17 protein-coding genes and 1 other annotated feature are annotated in these 15,582 nt (G+C 34.9%); of the genes, 8 read left to right on the top strand and 9 right to left on the bottom strand.

Annotated elements, in window-relative coordinates; all coding sequences use genetic code 11:
• The first annotated feature begins 49 nt into the window (after nt 1-49).
• Nucleotides 50-388: a DUF3922 domain-containing protein gene (locus tag AC3WTI_RS10785; protein WP_142305889.1), complete on the top strand. Its 339-nt coding sequence runs from the start codon at nt 50-52 to the stop codon at nt 386-388.
• Between the two features lie 24 nt (nt 389-412).
• On the opposite strand, the gene brnQ3 is transcribed toward AC3WTI_RS10785, so the two are convergent.
• Entirely contained in the window at nt 413-1,768 is a 1,356-nt protein-coding gene (brnQ3, locus tag AC3WTI_RS10780; RefSeq protein WP_087958083.1) for a branched-chain amino acid transport system II carrier protein BrnQ3, read from the bottom strand.
• Between the two features lie 56 nt (nt 1,769-1,824).
• Nucleotides 1,825-2,083, bottom strand: a binding site (T-box leader).
• Nucleotides 2,084-2,354: 271 nt separating this feature from the next.
• Between brnQ3 and AC3WTI_RS10775 the strand changes: the two genes are divergently transcribed.
• Complete coding sequence (locus tag AC3WTI_RS10775; protein WP_000880630.1) at nt 2,355-2,564, top strand: hypothetical protein; 210 nt, start codon at nt 2,355-2,357, stop codon at nt 2,562-2,564.
• A 39-nt stretch (nt 2,565-2,603) separates the two neighbouring features.
• Here the strand turns inward: AC3WTI_RS10775 and AC3WTI_RS10770 are convergent, their stop codons facing one another.
• Entirely contained in the window at nt 2,604-3,380 is a 777-nt protein-coding gene (locus AC3WTI_RS10770; RefSeq protein WP_087958084.1) for a class I SAM-dependent methyltransferase, read from the bottom strand.
• Nucleotides 3,381-3,488: 108 nt separating this feature from the next.
• Here AC3WTI_RS10770 and AC3WTI_RS10765 point away from each other — a divergent pair, with 108 nt between their 5' ends.
• Nucleotides 3,489-4,340, top strand: a complete 852-nt coding sequence (locus tag AC3WTI_RS10765; protein WP_142286630.1) for a YhfM domain-containing protein — start codon at nt 3,489-3,491, stop codon at nt 4,338-4,340.
• Between the two features lie 259 nt (nt 4,341-4,599).
• Here AC3WTI_RS10765 and AC3WTI_RS10760 read toward each other — a convergent pair whose 3' ends face one another.
• Nucleotides 4,600-4,797, bottom strand: a complete 198-nt coding sequence (locus AC3WTI_RS10760; protein ID WP_087958085.1) for a hypothetical protein — start codon at nt 4,795-4,797, stop codon at nt 4,600-4,602.
• A gap of 146 nt (nt 4,798-4,943) precedes the next feature.
• On the opposite strand from AC3WTI_RS10760, the gene AC3WTI_RS10755 reads away from it, so the two are divergent.
• From AC3WTI_RS10755 to hmpA, 3 genes are all read left to right on the top strand, one after another.
• Nucleotides 4,944-6,041, top strand: coding sequence for a site-2 protease family protein (locus AC3WTI_RS10755; RefSeq protein WP_087958086.1), 1,098 nt, complete (start codon nt 4,944-4,946; stop codon nt 6,039-6,041).
• Between the two features lie 114 nt (nt 6,042-6,155).
• Nucleotides 6,156-6,677: a hypothetical protein gene (locus AC3WTI_RS10750; protein ID WP_087958087.1), complete on the top strand. Its 522-nt coding sequence runs from the start codon at nt 6,156-6,158 to the stop codon at nt 6,675-6,677.
• A gap of 159 nt (nt 6,678-6,836) precedes the next feature.
• A complete protein-coding gene (gene hmpA / locus AC3WTI_RS10745; RefSeq protein WP_087958088.1) occupies nt 6,837-8,045 on the top strand; it encodes an NO-inducible flavohemoprotein in 1,209 nt (402 codons plus the stop codon).
• Nucleotides 8,046-8,077: 32 nt separating this feature from the next.
• Here the strand turns inward: hmpA and AC3WTI_RS10740 are convergent, their stop codons facing one another.
• Complete coding sequence (locus AC3WTI_RS10740; protein ID WP_000600573.1) at nt 8,078-8,590, bottom strand: Crp/Fnr family transcriptional regulator; 513 nt, start codon at nt 8,588-8,590, stop codon at nt 8,078-8,080.
• Between the two features lie 169 nt (nt 8,591-8,759).
• Between AC3WTI_RS10740 and AC3WTI_RS10735 the strand changes: the two genes are divergently transcribed.
• Complete coding sequence (locus AC3WTI_RS10735; RefSeq protein WP_000882907.1) at nt 8,760-8,987, top strand: hypothetical protein; 228 nt, start codon at nt 8,760-8,762, stop codon at nt 8,985-8,987.
• A gap of 294 nt (nt 8,988-9,281) precedes the next feature.
• On the opposite strand, the gene AC3WTI_RS10730 is transcribed toward AC3WTI_RS10735, so the two are convergent.
• From AC3WTI_RS10730 to AC3WTI_RS10720, 3 genes are all read right to left on the bottom strand, one after another.
• Nucleotides 9,282-10,082: a sulfite exporter TauE/SafE family protein gene (locus AC3WTI_RS10730; protein ID WP_087958089.1), complete on the bottom strand. Its 801-nt coding sequence runs from the start codon at nt 10,080-10,082 to the stop codon at nt 9,282-9,284.
• A 117-nt stretch (nt 10,083-10,199) separates the two neighbouring features.
• The gene (locus AC3WTI_RS10725) at nt 10,200-11,198 is read right to left on the bottom strand and encodes an inorganic phosphate transporter (protein WP_087958090.1); all 999 of its coding nucleotides are present in this window, start codon (nt 11,196-11,198) and stop codon (nt 10,200-10,202) included.
• An 11-nt stretch (nt 11,199-11,209) separates the two neighbouring features.
• Nucleotides 11,210-11,830, bottom strand: coding sequence for a DUF47 domain-containing protein (locus tag AC3WTI_RS10720; protein WP_000231448.1), 621 nt, complete (start codon nt 11,828-11,830; stop codon nt 11,210-11,212).
• 312 nt (nt 11,831-12,142) lie between these two features.
• Here AC3WTI_RS10720 and AC3WTI_RS10715 point away from each other — a divergent pair, with 312 nt between their 5' ends.
• Nucleotides 12,143-14,185 (top strand): transglycosylase domain-containing protein, encoded by a 2,043-nt coding sequence (locus tag AC3WTI_RS10715; RefSeq protein WP_087958091.1) that lies wholly within the window; start codon nt 12,143-12,145, stop codon nt 14,183-14,185.
• A gap of 95 nt (nt 14,186-14,280) precedes the next feature.
• On the opposite strand, the gene AC3WTI_RS10710 is transcribed toward AC3WTI_RS10715, so the two are convergent.
• Nucleotides 14,281-14,709, bottom strand: a complete 429-nt coding sequence (locus tag AC3WTI_RS10710; protein WP_087958092.1) for a hypothetical protein — start codon at nt 14,707-14,709, stop codon at nt 14,281-14,283.
• Between the two features lie 195 nt (nt 14,710-14,904).
• A partial coding sequence (locus AC3WTI_RS10705) for a Gly-Xaa-Xaa repeat protein (protein ID WP_492304363.1) occupies nt 14,905-15,582 on the bottom strand: 678 nt, incomplete at its 5' end.

Genomic DNA, 15,582 nt, shown 5'->3' with positions numbered 1-15,582 from the left:
AACTTTAAGCGGTGGGGAGTTATCCCCACTGCTTATTAGTTTGCGCCAAATCTTTTTATTGACGTTAATAAATGTAAACGTTATCATTAAATTGTTAACAGTACATACAAAGGGGAGAATGTATATGTTAGTTCAAACTATATTTGGCATGGATAAGTCTAAAAAATTAGGGGATTATGTGAACGCATTACAAGCACTTTGTGAACAATATAATGTGGAAACAGATAAAATTGCAATTGTTGAGGCGACAGAAGAGTACTATTTATTTTTAGTGAAACAAGAAGATTGCTACGATGTTATCAAAGTAGAAACAGTGGATACAAATATCGACTATTATACGAAAGCTTATAAAATAAGTAGCTTTAATCATACTGCTTTTCAAATGTAAAAAAACTCCCGAAAGGGAGTTTTTTTAGGATGCTTTTACTTCAGGAGATTCAGTCAGTAAAGGAACTTTTTTCGCACCGCTTAACTTAGCGATTATAAGACCGATAAGGGCTCCGGCTAATGCTGGTATTAACCAGCCAATTCCTTCATTATATAAAGGGATAAATTCAAAATATGGCGTAATAAATGAAATAGAAATACCACCTTGTTTTAATCCATCAAATACGCTCACCACTGCTGCTCCAATTAAAGCACCTACATAAACAGAGCGATATCCACCGAAATATTTATGAAGTAACGATAGTAGAACGAGTACAATCGCAATTGGATATACGACAAGTAGAATTGGAACAGAGATAGCAATAATTTTTGTTAAACCTAAGTTGGCAACTAATAATCCTAATGCACAAATGATGCTAGCGAACGTTTTATATGAAAATGTAGTCAATAATGTTGAGAAGTATTGACTACATGCAGATACAAGTCCAACGCATGTTGTTAAGCAAGCGAGTGTAACGATTAGAGATAATAGAAGTAGACCATATGGACCGAATAATTGCTGTACGATGACAGTAAGTAATTGCCCGCCATTTTTGGCATATCCGAGAGAGACACTAGTCGCACCGAGCCAGCCAAGTGCACCATATACAAGTACGAGACCGGTAGCGGCAATAAGTCCTGCTTTCGCTGTTGCGATGGCAATAGATTTACGGTCCTTTACACCTTTAGAACGAATGGCATTTACTACAATAATTCCAAATGCAAGCGCAGAGATGGTATCCATCGTTAAGTATCCTTCCATAAACCCTTTGAAGATTGGAGAGGTTTGATACTCTTGCATTGCTATTCCTGATTGCCCGAGTGGTGTAAATACACTTTTAACAAATAATAAGAAAATAGAGAGTAATAAAATAGGTGTTAAAATATTTCCGATGCGATCGACAAGTTTAGATGGATTTAAACTAAGCCAAAATACGATAGCGAAGAAAATAACCGTGTATAAAAATAGTGCTAGGCTACTAGAGCGAAGTGTTTCTGGTAAGAAAGAACTAACACCCATTTCATAAGCGACATTAGCAACGCGCGGAATTCCCATAGAAGGACCGATTGCGATGTATACAACTACAGTAAAGAAAATTCCGAATAATGGGTGAACATGACTTGCAAGTTGTTGCATACCATTTCCTGATAAAGAAATTGCAATAACAGTTAATAATGGTAAACCGACTCCTGTTAGTAAAAATCCAATCATTGCCGGCCAAAAGTTTTCACCTGCATTTTGTCCAAGCATGGGAGGGAAAATTAAATTACCTGCCCCAAAAAATAAAGAAAATAGCATAAGACCAGTGAAAAAAATATGTTTTTTTGATACAGTGTTCATTGTTTTTCCTCCTTTTTTAAATTCATTTGTAAGAACACAAAAAACTCGTCCCTAAAGAAAGGGACGAGTTATATTTACCCGCGATACCACCCTAATTTATACATGTAGAAATGAGTCTATATGTATACGGCTTTACAACGTACAACATGATACGTGTTCCTTGTAACGGGGGACAGCCGGTAAGAACTTACTGTAACATTCGGTTCTACTTCTCGGAGATGATTTTCGGCTACGCACTGAACGTTGGCTTTCAGCAAATCGCCAACTCTCTGGGGGACAGTCCTATAACGTACTCGTTCTCGTCAATGAATTTTTATTCAAGTATTCTGACAGTATTGTTACATGTTTTTTTTTGAAAGTCAATATTTTTTCGAAAGATATCTTTATATCCAGAAATATCGAATGTGATATTTGTTGTAGTAAAAGGAATGGTGAATTGTAAAAGGGGAGTGAAATTTTGTAGAGAATTGTAAAGTTTGTGGAGAAAGTTGATATTTATAGGAGTAAAGAAGGTATTATTTGAATTTACAGAGAATAATACAACAATCCACTTGCTGGAAAGAACAAACCAAAAGAGGTGACTGAAATGCTTGCGATGGGAGTATTATTTGGCATTATTGCTATAATTGGTTTTATGTGGTTATATTATTCGCGTTCGTTTAAACAAGCAGAAGTTTTACTCTTTCAAAAAGGTAGTTTGTTGACAAATCAGTCTAGATATTTAGTATGTCCGAAGTGTGGAAGTGCACAGGCCAGAAGTGGAGGGTATCAAGAGTGTTGCAAAATTAGATTATGAAAGAAGGAAGCCTCACATTATTTTGTGAGGCTTCCTTCCTTACAATTTCATGGCGCTCCAAATTGTCCATCGATCTCTTTCGATAATAGGAGATACGTTTTGTAAGGCAGTCTGTACTTGGTGTAGAAGTTGAGAAAGTTCATAATCTGTTAATTCGTATAGAATGGATCGACCTGTTCGAGGTGATAAATCTTGTAGCAATGCCTCTACAGAATCATGTATTTTTCGTACTTCCCATTGTGTTTGAGCGGGGAATACGTGAAGAAAATATTTTTGTAATTCTTGTTGTACCGTGTTGGTTTTTGGACGTCTTTTGGATTCAATATCAATGAGTTTTGGAAAGATAGAGAAAAAATATCCACGGATGTGTTCAGGGCTTCCAGGAATTATGCAATCTTCAATGGTCCGGTCTTGTACAATAAGTACACCGTTTTTCTTTAATATACGAGAAGCTTCACGTAGAAATGTAGGAATGTCGTGTAAATGATGAATAACTGCGCGCGAAATAACAATGTCGAATGTATCATTAGGATAAGGGGTGCTATGTGCATCGCCGTGAATGAATGAAATGTTTGAAAAAGCGCTACAATTTTCTTTTGCAGCTTGTAATATTTCTTTTGAAAAATCCAGCCCAACAACACTTTTTGCTCCCATAAGAGCAAGTTCTTTCGTATAAATTCCGCCACCACAGCCGATATCAATTATTTGCTTGTTTTGTATATTTGTAATACTTTTTATCATTTCTCCCCAAGAAATATGGGCGTTTCGCTGTGCGTATGTGTATTTATTGTTTGCATCGTGAAAATTAATAGACATGAAAAAGACCTCCTTTCAATGCTTAGTATAGCGTATTTTATAGTGTGTCACGTTTTTGTTTTTTGTATGAAGATTATAAGGATTTCTTATTGTAAAGGGAGGATTAAATTGAAAAGGAAATATGTATTGTTAGTACTTGCTATGTTACTAGCATCTTGTAGTCAAACTGAGCCAAAAAAAGAAACAGAAAAAGTAGAAGAGACGGTGAATGAAGTGGAAGAAACAATAGGGGTAACTGTTATACCAAAAAAACATAAAGAGAAAAAGTTACAGGAATCAGAAGCGAAGTTAGTAATAGACATTATGGAGAAAGCGGAGAAACAAGAAATAACAGGGAGCTTTGGTGAACCTGAATATGAAATACAAATTAATAGAGATGGAAAGAAAGAAACGTATTATGCATGGCTAAGAGGAGAAGACAGACGAGGTTGGGTACAACATAAGAAAGCTATGTATATGCTGAATAAAAAAGATACGGAAAAGCTTTTGGCTATATTTCCAAATGTTTCAGAACAAAAAGAAGATGAGAAGCAGGTAGGTCCTTTAACGGAAGTAACAAAAAAAGATTTGCAGATTACCGCGTTTCATATTAAAGCAGGAGATCAAAAAGTGAATTATACGGTACGGTATACGATTTCACAATCACTATACAACAAGTTAGAGAAGGAACGAGAGTATTATTTGCAAGTCATTTATCCGGAAAAAGTTCAAAAATTAATTGGAGCAAAAGAGAGTGAAGAAATTTTAGGTGAAAAGGTAAAGGAAGGGTATAAACAGTATGAATTACATGCTACTGTGCAGGTAAAAGGTGCTTCAGAATCACAATTAAAGGCATTAGAAACATATTATGAAAATTATGATTTGAAAATATTAAATAGTAAAAAAGAGAAAATAGGTGTATTTCAAAATATCATTCAAATTGTGAAAGATTATGGTGAAAAAATGGATTTACAAAGATAAAGTGAAACTTTAATCAGTGGGGGTTGTCTTCATCCCCCACTGATTATTAGTTGAACCAATCGGACTTTTATGGGCAGTTGATCCCCCCACCTAACTTCTTTGCTTTCGCTGAATTTTGAGGTGGGGGTCTTACTGCCCGTTAAAGCGGGATAAATTGAAACTTCAATTAGCCCTTATGGATCAGGGGGAATGTCAATTCGTAAAGTCTAGATGACCTTTCCTAGGAAATGATAATAGAGAGGGGAAAATCCCCTCTCTATTACTTTGCTTTTGCAGATGGCTCATTCATTGATTTTCGTGTAATAAGACAAGAAATCATAAGGGCGGACAGGATGATAAGAGCAATAAATACGTGATTCGGCAACAAATCTAATAATAATACGTAACTAACGGTATAAAAAATAAGAGTTGAAGCTAAAAACGATAGAGCGCCTATTATAAGTGATTGTAAATTCATTTGTATGCACCTCCTTTTATTTATATTTTTGGCTAAAAATGGATTATATAAACATTATTTCTAACAATAGAAAAAAATATGTCATAATAGAGAAAAGAACAAGCTTTGATAATATGATTCATTCATGAGAGATAAAGGAGAGGAATATGAAAAATAATAAAAAAGGATTATGGGGAATTATTGTTGCAATAGGGCTATTTTTACTTTCTAAGTTAAAGTGGGTATTTGCAATTTTTAAATTAGCAAAGTTTTCAACGGTATTTAGTATGTTTCTATCACTTGGTGCATACGCAGTTATATATGGTTGGAAATTTGGGGTAGCGCTCATTTATTTGTTATTTATTCATGAAATGGGCCATTTATGGGCTGCGAAAAGAAAAGGTATACCAACATCGCCAGCAATATTTATTCCATTTATGGGTGCTCTTATTGGGATGAAAGAGATGCCGAAAAATGCAAAAGATGAAGCTTACATCGCCTTTATGGGACCTCTTTTCGGGTTGTTGTCATTTTTACCGGCAATTCCACTTTATATAGTAACGAAAGAGCCATTTTGGGCATTAATTATTTTACTTGGAAGTATGATTAACTTCTTTAACTTGATTCCAGTTTCTCCATTAGATGGTGGGCGAATTATTTCAGTTGTAAGTACAAAGGTTTGGGGAGCGGGCCTTATTGTATTACTCGGTTATTCTATTTACTTTAAAAGTATTTTGGGAGGGTTTATTGTTATTATCGGCTGTATGGAATTATATAGAGTAATAAAGAGAGATGGGCCAATTAAGGAATTAGGATATAGAATTGATGGAATGAAAGAATATGTTGCAAGGCTTGAAGAGGAGTTAAAAGAAACTGGTGCAGTACATCGAAATATATATATGATGCAACATGAAATAAATGTATTAAGGCAAAAAGAACGAGAGAAAGAATTAAAAACAGGAGAACTTCAAAAGCTTGAAGTGTTAGAGTATCTTTTACCAAAGTTTGAGCCACTTGATTACGTCCCATATGAAGATGAAAAAGAAACACATACAATTCATATAAGAGAAGCATTTGAAATGTCAGAAAGAAAATTACAGGAATGGGATGCAGACAAGAGACAACAGGAAAACTATTACAAAGTGGATACGAAAACGAAATGGACAGTATTTGCTTGTTATATCGGATTAATGGCTATACTCGGTTACGCAGCTTATGAAGGATATGTTGTTTTACAAGAGCATTTGCCGACGAGAAATGCATAGAAAAAAATTGTCGAAATGATAAGACGAATTTATACAGGAATTAGATTTCTACGAGAGAATGTTACAAGTATAGTCATACATTGTAATATCTTTAATAGAGAAGGAGTTCTGTATATGAAGAAATTATTAAGTGTATTCGGGATTATTATTGTAATGATCATTGCGAGCTATAGTCTTATGAAAGTGTTGTTACATTATGCGAATAAGCCTGCTAAGGTAAATACGATAGCTCAAATAGAAGAAGATGTGCAAGAAGAGACAAAAGTGCTAGATTTTATTCGTATGACACATGAAAGCTATAATAATTTCTTAAATTATGGTAAAGCAGAAAATTATACAGAAGGGGACTGGAGCCAATTAAAAAAATGGTTTCAACAACAAGAATCGTCTTTTAAAAAAATACATACAGAAATAAAGAATGAAAAAATAAAACGAGATGTAAATAGAAGCTATGAAATTGCAAAAAAAGGTGTGGAATTTCAAAATATTGAGTATGTAGTTTACGCACATCGTGTATATCATGACTTAGATATTATCGTAAATAAATATAGGGGTGAAACGAACATCTGGGGGTATACAGAATTTGGAGGTGGGAAAGATATAAGAGTAATTGAACAAGCTATTCAGTCTAAATAATAAGCTAGCTAGAATTCTAGTTGGCTTATTTTCTTTTGTACGTACAATGTTCATATATTTTTCACAAAAACACCGTGTTAATAGTGATTAAAATCACAATCTGTATTATACAATTCAGTTAAACTAAAAACAGTTAAGGAAATAGAGGAGTGGGATACAATGTTAAGTGAAAAAACAATTGAAATCGTAAAGTCAACAGTACCATTATTACAAGAAAAAGGCGTTGAAATTACAACGAGATTTTATGAAATTTTATTTTCGGAACATCCGGAGTTATTGAATATTTTCAACCATACAAATCAGAAAAAGGGAAGACAACAACAAGCGTTAGCGAATGCTGTTTATGCAGCTGCAACGTATATTGATAATTTAGAAGTTATTATTCCGGTTGTAAAACAAATTGGTCATAAGCATAGAAGTTTAGGTATTAAAGCAGAGCATTATCCGATTGTAGGTACATGTTTACTACGTGCAATTAAAGAGGTCGCAGGTGCACCTGATGAAGTGTTAAACGCATGGGGAGAAGCTTACGGTGTCATCGCTGATGCATTCATTAGCATTGAAGCAGAGATGTATGAAGAAGCGGCACATAAAGAGGGCGGATGGAAGGATTTCCGTAACTTTGTAGTTGTTAAAAAAGTGAAGGAAAGCGATGTTATTACATCATTTTATTTGAAACCTGAAGATGGAGGGAAAGTTTCTTCATTCATCCCAGGACAATATGTAACGGTTCAAATAAATATTGAAGGTGAAACATATACACATAATCGTCAATATAGCTTATCAGATGCCCCTGGAAAAGAATATTATCGTATTAGTGTAAAGAAAGAAAAAGGTGTAGATACACCGGATGGTAAAGTATCTAACTACTTACATGATCATGTAAAAGAAGGCGATATATTACCAGTAAGTGCACCTGCAGGAGATTTCGTATTAAATATGGATTCAACATTACCAGTTGTACTAATTAGTGGTGGAGTAGGTATTACACCAATGATGAGTATGCTAAATACGTTAATTGAACAACATTCAAAACGTAATGTATGTTTTGTTCATGCAGCGATAAATAGCAATACACATGCAATGAAAGAACACGTTGAGACAGTAGATAATGAATACGAACAAGTTAAAGCATACACTTGCTATTCGGCACCGACTGAAAAAGATTTGGAAATGAAAAACTTTGATAAAGAAGGTTTCATTGACGCTGAATGGTTGCAAACGATTATTCCGACAACAGAAGCAGAATTTTATTTCTGTGGTCCCGTACCATTTATGAAACATATAAATGCTGCACTAACTAATTTAGGGGTGAAACAAGAGCATATTCATTATGAATTTTTCGGTCCGGCAGCAAGCTTACAATAGATGTAGTTTGAATAAGCAAAAAAACGAGGTATTTATTTTACCTCGTTTTTTATTTGTTCTCGTAATAGCCGATTTACCGTTTCACGGCGTATACCGATGAGTTGACCAATTTCAGTTTGCGTTAATATTTCATATATAGGAATGTCACCTAAATATAGTGTGAACCATTCTTGTAAGCGATGAAGACGTTCTTTTGGCGAGACGGTCGTCAATTGATCGATACGCTGCTGCATCATTCTTAATTTTGATTGTAATTGCATGGCGATATTTGCATATGATGCAGGATTCGCTTGAAGTTGATCGTACCACTCATTACTACTTATAAGTTCAACTTCTGTTTTCATTAAAGCGATTGCTGTACCGTGATATTCCTTCGGTGAAATTAAAGAATGATGAGGTATCGTTTCTCCTGGAACGATAATGTTGAATAGAAAAGGTGTTCCATCTTCTTCTATTCTTACTACTTTTAATAAACCTGTTTTTATAAAATATAAAGGACCGTCCTCGCCTTGACGGAATAGTACATCTCCTTTGTGTAAAATCAATGTTAGCCCCCCATTTAAACATTTCTATTACTTTTATTTTAGCGTATATGTATACAGACAATATGTTTTTAAACAGCAATTTCATTGACGAAATATATGCTATTACAGTAGTATACTATTTAGTGTGTAATAGTACTAGCAATGAATACGCTGTAGGGGGTTTAGTATATTGTTAGATGCGATAAAAATGACGGATATGAGAATTCCGGCGAATGCTATCATTCATGTAGAAGAGATGAAGGGTGGAGTCGTGTTATCCGTTGAAGTAGACGGCCAAATTATTTATACGATGGCTTATGATGAAGAAACAGATAGTTATGCTGAATTATATGATCGAAACGATAAGAGGGCGTGCCAAGTACATGAGGATTTTATGGGATGGTCACTTCTTCATTAAAAAAGATGTCAATATGACATCTTTTTTTATTAAATCGATAGAATATACAAAGAAATGAAATATAAGGATAAAATTTGTAATAAATGATTTTGCATTGTTAGCACTTTGTAACTGCAAGTAAACTATTTTTTCGCTATCATAAAGATAACAGTCGCAGTTATAGGAGTGGTCAACGTGAAGAAAGTACATATTTCTAATTACATGCTATTATGTGTTTGTTTCATTTTATTTGTTCTCTTAGGAGGATTTTTATATTCATGTGTATAAGAAAAAACGCATTCTAAAAAGAACGCGTTATAGAAAAGAAGTAATAATTAATCTAGTTCCGAGAATAATTAATGTGATACGTAATAAATTAATTACGGCTTTACCACTTAATTTTGTATTAATATACGCCCCGATTTTTCCGCCGATCCATGCACCTGGAATAAGAATTAATGCGTAAATCCAGCTGACATTTCCAAGAGAGATGTGAGTTGCCGAACTTACAATTGCTGATAGAAATACGATAAACATCGAAGTTGCTACAGCAATGTGTGCTGGGAATGCAAAAAGTAGCATCATTGCTGGAACAAGTAAGGCACCGCCACCAATTCCAAATAACCCAGATATAAACCCAACTATAAAGGCGATAAAGATAGCGAGAAGCGGTGGGAATTGATAGTGTACAGTGTTTCCTTCGTTATCTGTAAAAGAACGCTTAATTACCGTCATATTTGATAAAGAAAGGGGGGTTAATTTGTCTCGTAACATAAGAAGAATGGAGACAAAAATAAGAAAAATCCCAAAATATAAAGAAAATGTATCTTGGTTTAAAAATTTATTTGCCCACGAGCCAATGATGCCACCAGGGCCACTCCCGATAAATAAAATAAGTCCACTTTTGTAATCTACTCGTTTATGCTTCATATAAGTAAGGGTGGAAGATAGTCCTGTAAAAACGACTGTTACCATTGAAGTCCCTACTGCAAGTTGTGGTGATAGGCTGTGTAATCCGATTAGTAACGGAACAATAATAATTCCGCCACCAAGCCCGACTAGACTTCCGACTGTCCCGGCGATTAGCCCGATGAAAAGTAACATGATGTATTCCAAAATTGCCAACTCCTCTATATAACTTATCCACCAATTATTATACACGCTTTTTCATGAGAAAAAGCTTTGTTCACAAAAAAGTCGTCTTCCTAGAAAAATAAGGAAGACGACTTTTAATTAAAAGATTAAGTGTAATAAAGAGTAAAATAAAGCAGCTAAAGAAGCTGAAATAGGAAGTGTGATAACCCAAGTAATTAACATGCGTTTTGCAGTTCCCCATTTTACACCTTTTACACGATGAGAAGCACCAACCCCTAAAATAGAAGAAGAAATAACGTGCGTCGTACTAACTGGTAAATGAATGAATGTTGCCCCGAAAATAACAAGTGATGATGATAAATCGGCAGCTACACCATTTACAGGACGAATTTTCATAATTTGTCCACCGACAGTTTTAATAATTTTCCATCCACCGACAGAAGTACCAAGACCCATTGCAATTGCACAAGATAATTGTACCCAGAACGGGATGTCGCTAGAAGTATGGTAGCTATTAGCCATAAGAGCCATCGTGATGATTCCCATTGCTTTTTGCGCATCATTTGTACCGTGTGTATAAGCTTGTAATGCGGCAGTGAAAATCTGGAATATACGGAAATTTTTGTTCGTCTTCGTTAAATTGAAGTTTTTAAAGACGACTTTAAAAATACTGTATACGGTATAACCGATAACAAAGGCGATAATCGGTGAAATGATTAAAGCCTCAAGAATTTTTATGAAACCTTTAAAGTTTAATGAACTAAAACCAGCAGCAGCGATAGCTGCACCTGCGATCGAGCCAATGATTGCATGCGAAGAACTACTTGGAATACCGTAGTACCAAGTAATCAAATTCCATGCTATTGCCGCAAGTAAAGCAGCTAAAATTACAAGAGAACCATTTGGTAAAGCGAATGGATCAACAATATCTTTTGTAATCGTTTTTGCTACACCTGTAAATGTCATTGCACCTAAAAAGTTCATAATAGCTGCCATAACAATTGCATGTCTAGGCTTTAGAGCTTTCGTTGAAACAGCCGTTGCAATAGCGTTTGCTGTATCGTGAAATCCATTGATAAAGTCAAAAGCTAAAGCGCAAATGACTACTAAAACGGTCAGTATCAAGAGTGTATCCATGATCAAACTCCTTACGCGTTCTTCATAATAATTGTTTCTAGTACGTTTGCAACGCTTTGGCAGCTATCCGCTACTTCTTCAAGCTCTTCGTAAATCTCTTTGTATTGAATAATTTTAATCGGATCTTTTTCACGAGAGAATAAGTGTTTAATCGCATGACGGCGAATATCATCACATTGTGATTCGTAATCCTTAATCTTAATCGCATTTGTACGAATGTCGACTAATTTTTTGTTAGACATTAATTCAACAGAGTTTGCAATTTCAATCGCACATTGATTAATTGCTTCTACAAATTTAATCATGTATTCATCAGCTTCTGTAATAGAATACATTTCGAATAGACCAGCACTATGATCCAATCCGTCTAATACATCATCCATACTCATTGCAAGTTGTAGGATGTCCTCACGTTCAATAGGAGTAATAAACGCTTTGTTTAGCTCCATAATGATTTCGTGAATAAATGAGTCACCTTTTGACTCATACTCTTTCATGCGCATAGAAAACTCTTTTAAATCGCTAGCATTTTTAATTTTATACTCCACGAAAAACTGCGCGCCTTCTTTTAAATTTTCGGAAACATTCATTAACATTTCAGAAAATTTATCTTTTTTTGATTTAAAGACCATTATTAGTTACCCCCACAAAAGTAATATATGTAAAATATATTGGCTAGTCAATTCTAACAAAAAACTGTCGTTTTTTAAAACATTTTATCGAAAAGTTTACAAAAACTTAACATAACTCTTATTGTTGTATTAATAATATTAATAATCAACATTGAATATCTTACTTGTAGAATGTCCTTTTCTTGCAAAAAGTATGAATGTGAAAGAAAAGCTTTACACTACAGGAAAGACTACGCTATTATAATAAATTTAAAAGGAGGTATATTCTTCCTTTTGAAAAGAAGAGTGTAAACAAACGAAGGAAGTGAACGAATGAAATTGAAGAACACTCATTTAAAAAAAATGCAGGAGTGGTTCAATAAGAGAAAGAAACTTCGTAATTCATTAATTGTATTAGGAAGTTTACTTGCTACTCTATTTATTGCTATAAATATAATAATTTCCATTCAAGACATATCTGAATTAAAACAAGCTGTTCCGCAACCGACCTTAATTTATGATGCAAATAATGAAGTTGCGACTAAATTAGCTTCTTCTAAAACAGAAGGCGTTAAAAGGAAAGATATTCCTGATGTTATGGTTCAGGCAATTGTTGCAGTAGAAGATAAGGAATTTTTTAATCATCACGGTATTTACTATAGTGGAATTATAAGTGCAGTTTTTAAAAATATTACAGCAGGAGAAGTTGTAGCAGGGGGAAGTACAATTACTCAACAACTTGCGAAAAATGTATTTCTAACACAAGACCGCACATACTCTCGAAAAATAAAGGAATATTTTTTAACAAAAAAAATAGAGCGTACGTATACAAAAGATGAAATTATTGAAATGTATATGAACCAAATTTATTTTGGTGAAGGTGCTTGGGGGATAAAAAGAGCAGCTAAATCTTATTTTGATAAAGAGGTAAAAGATTTAACAATTTCAGAAGCTGCAACGATTGCAGGATTAATTAAAGCACCATCTGCATATTCTCCTTATAAAAACTTTAATAAGTCAATTGAAAGACGTAATGTCGTATTAAGTTTAATGAAAGAGCAAGGGTATATTTCTGACGAACAGTATAATAAAGAAAAAGAGAGCGGTCTTGTATTAAAACGTGGTGTGGATGATAAATACAAGGGGAAATACTCTCAATATGTAGACTATATTGTTAGAGAAGCGATGGACAAGTACGAATTAACACAAAATGAAATTTTAGCGGGTGGTTATCGTATTTATACAGAGCTTGATCCGAAAAAACAACAGGCTGTAGAAGACGTTGTGAATAATGATAGTTATTTCAAAGATAGTGGCTCAGACCAACTTATGCAAACGGGTGTAGTTCTTATGAATCCAAAAACAGGTGGTGTACCAGCTTTAGTTGGAGGTAGAGGACCGTATCAGTTTTTACAGTTTAATCATGCAACCCAATTAAAAAGACAACCTGGCTCAACGTTAAAGCCTTTAGCTGTATATGTACCCGCGTTAGAGCAAGGGTATGAAGTATACGATATATTGAAAGATGAACCATTTAATATTAAAGAATATAAACCACAAAATAGTGATCATACTTTTCACGGTGATGTGACAATGTATGAAGCTGTTGCAAAGTCGTATAATGTTTCGGCTGTTTGGCTATTGGAACAGATTGGATTAGATAAAGGATTGAAATCTTTAGAGCGATTTGGTATTCCATTAGTGCCAGAAGATCGTACGTATCCAATCGCTTTAGGCGGTATGCATGTAGGAACATCCCCATTTGTAATGGCTCAAGCGTATAGTACATTTGCAAATGACGGTGTTCAAGTGGAAGCTCATGCGATTAGAGAGATACAAAATGCTGAAGGTGAAACGATTGGAAAGTGGTATAAGAAAGAGACACGAGTCACAAGCGAGAAAATTTCTCAAAAGATGACATATTTATTAAAAGGTGTTGTCGAAAAGGGAACGGGCGAAAAGGCGAAAGTTAATAATGTTGATACAGCTGGTAAGACAGGAACGACTCAAATTGTAAATGGACCAAGCACTGGTGCAAAGGATTCATGGTTTGTTGGATACACACCAGATTTAGTAGGTGCGATTTGGGTAGGATATGATAAAACAGATAGTGATCATTATGTTCCAGGCGGGAGTCAAATTACGACGACAATGTTCCGGGATATTATGAGAAAAGCGAATGCCAATCCAGCTCAAAAAGCATTCCAGTTATCGCTCATATCTGAGGCCGATTATAAAAAACAATTGAATACAATAGAAGAGGAAAAACGAAGAAAAGAAGAAGAGAAGAGAAGGCAAGAAGAAGAACAACAAAGAAAAAAAGAGCAACAAGAGTGGATTGATAAAGTGAAAGAATGGATTCCTTCATTTTGGTAAAAGGAAGAGGCGGATAACGAAATTCGCCTCTTTTTCGTATAAAAAACAAAATGAAACTTTAAATGGTGGAGATTTTCCTCTACTCTTACTAGTTATTACTCGTTAAGTATAATGTTCGTACTGCCAAAGGATTTTGAATCATATGTGACGATTATTTTTCCTTTACTAATAGGTTCATACGGTAATTCTTCTTCGTAATTACCATTATTTTCATTATGGATAGTGAGTATAATTTCATCAATTTCTTTACTTGTATACTGATCTTTAATCGTTTCAGCGATTTGAAGTAATGTTTCGGGATTAGAAGCTTTCGTAATGAGCATTCCTTTTATAACTTTTTTTTCATTATTTGTGGCATTGGAATAAGGGATGTTGCTTTGTTTCGTATACAAAAGTTTGTATGGAACAGTTCTTCTCTCTGCTTTTGATATAGTGGAATATTTTAGAGTTAAAAAAAATCCTACACATAAAATAATGCATACCATAAGAGCAAACCAAATGCGTATTAGTGACATAACTCTCATTTTCATCCCTCTTTCATCTCTTTGACTTCACTATTTATCATACAAAATGAGGATTAAGATAGAGTAAATTTGAGGTAAAGAAACGTAAAGAAGGAGCACTTATCCTCCCAAATAAGTGCTCCTTTCTATATAAAGAGAGATTTAATGCACGTTTAAACGATACATATTATTATAAATATATTTTTCAAGTGAAAATTAGTAAATTCGGAATACAGATAGTGTTGCAGTTGTATCGCCCGTGTTTGGAATAGAAATAGTGTTTGCTGTAGGTTGTACAGAAATTGTTGTACCAGCTTGTAAAGTAACGATTGTAGAGAACGATACAGCACTACCGATAACGTTAGTTGAGAAATTACGAGTAGGTGGTTGGCCGTTGAATGAAATACCGAATCCAAACGGTGAAGATCCTGGGAAAGTTGTAGATGCTGAGAAACTAATATCATATACGCCTGTTTCTAAAACTGTTAGAGTATCTGTAGTGTCATTGAAATCGATATTATTTATTTCAAAAACTTGATTAAATTGGATATTCGTTCCAGGTGATATTGTTTGAGCATTGGAGTTTCCGATTGCTGCGATCGTTACAGGAATTGGCGTACCCGCTGGTCCAGTTGCGCCAGTAGCACCTTGAGCACCCGCTGGTCCTTGAGGTCCAGTAGCACCTTGAGCACCCGCTGGTCCTTGAGCACCAGTAGCACCTTGAGCGCCCGCCGGTCCTTGAGCACCAGTAGCACCTTGAGCGCCCGCTGGTCCTTGAGCACCAGTAGCACCTTGAGCACCCGCTGGCCCTTGAGCACCAGTAGCACCTTGAGCGCCCGCTGGTCCTTGAGCACCAGTAGCACCTTGAGCACCCGCTGGTCCTTGAGGTCCAGT

This window comes from Bacillus sp. EB106-02-03-XG38 (assembly GCF_058792175.1).
The sequence above is the reverse complement of the archived record's forward strand: the minus strand, read 5'-3'. Positions and strand labels throughout refer to the sequence as shown.

Coding starts and splice junctions, on each gene's coding strand:
- AC3WTI_RS10720 (WP_000231448.1), bottom strand. CDS start 11,830: ATGGTCTTTAAATCAAAAAAAGATAAATTTTCTGAAATGTTAATGAAT.
- AC3WTI_RS10715 (WP_087958091.1), top strand. CDS start 12,143: ATGAAATTGAAGAACACTCATTTAAAAAAAATGCAGGAGTGGTTCAAT.
- AC3WTI_RS10760 (WP_087958085.1), bottom strand. CDS start 4,797: ATGAATTTACAATCACTTATAATAGGCGCTCTATCGTTTTTAGCTTCA.
- AC3WTI_RS10775 (WP_000880630.1), top strand. CDS start 2,355: ATGCTTGCGATGGGAGTATTATTTGGCATTATTGCTATAATTGGTTTT.
- AC3WTI_RS10710 (WP_087958092.1), bottom strand. CDS start 14,709: ATGAGAGTTATGTCACTAATACGCATTTGGTTTGCTCTTATGGTATGC.
- hmpA (WP_087958088.1), top strand. CDS start 6,837: ATGTTAAGTGAAAAAACAATTGAAATCGTAAAGTCAACAGTACCATTA.
- AC3WTI_RS10725 (WP_087958090.1), bottom strand. CDS start 11,198: ATGGATACACTCTTGATACTGACCGTTTTAGTAGTCATTTGCGCTTTA.
- brnQ3 (WP_087958083.1), bottom strand. CDS start 1,768: ATGAACACTGTATCAAAAAAACATATTTTTTTCACTGGTCTTATGCTA.
- AC3WTI_RS10770 (WP_087958084.1), bottom strand. CDS start 3,380: ATGTCTATTAATTTTCACGATGCAAACAATAAATACACATACGCACAG.
- AC3WTI_RS10750 (WP_087958087.1), top strand. CDS start 6,156: ATGAAGAAATTATTAAGTGTATTCGGGATTATTATTGTAATGATCATT.
- AC3WTI_RS10755 (WP_087958086.1), top strand. CDS start 4,944: ATGAAAAATAATAAAAAAGGATTATGGGGAATTATTGTTGCAATAGGG.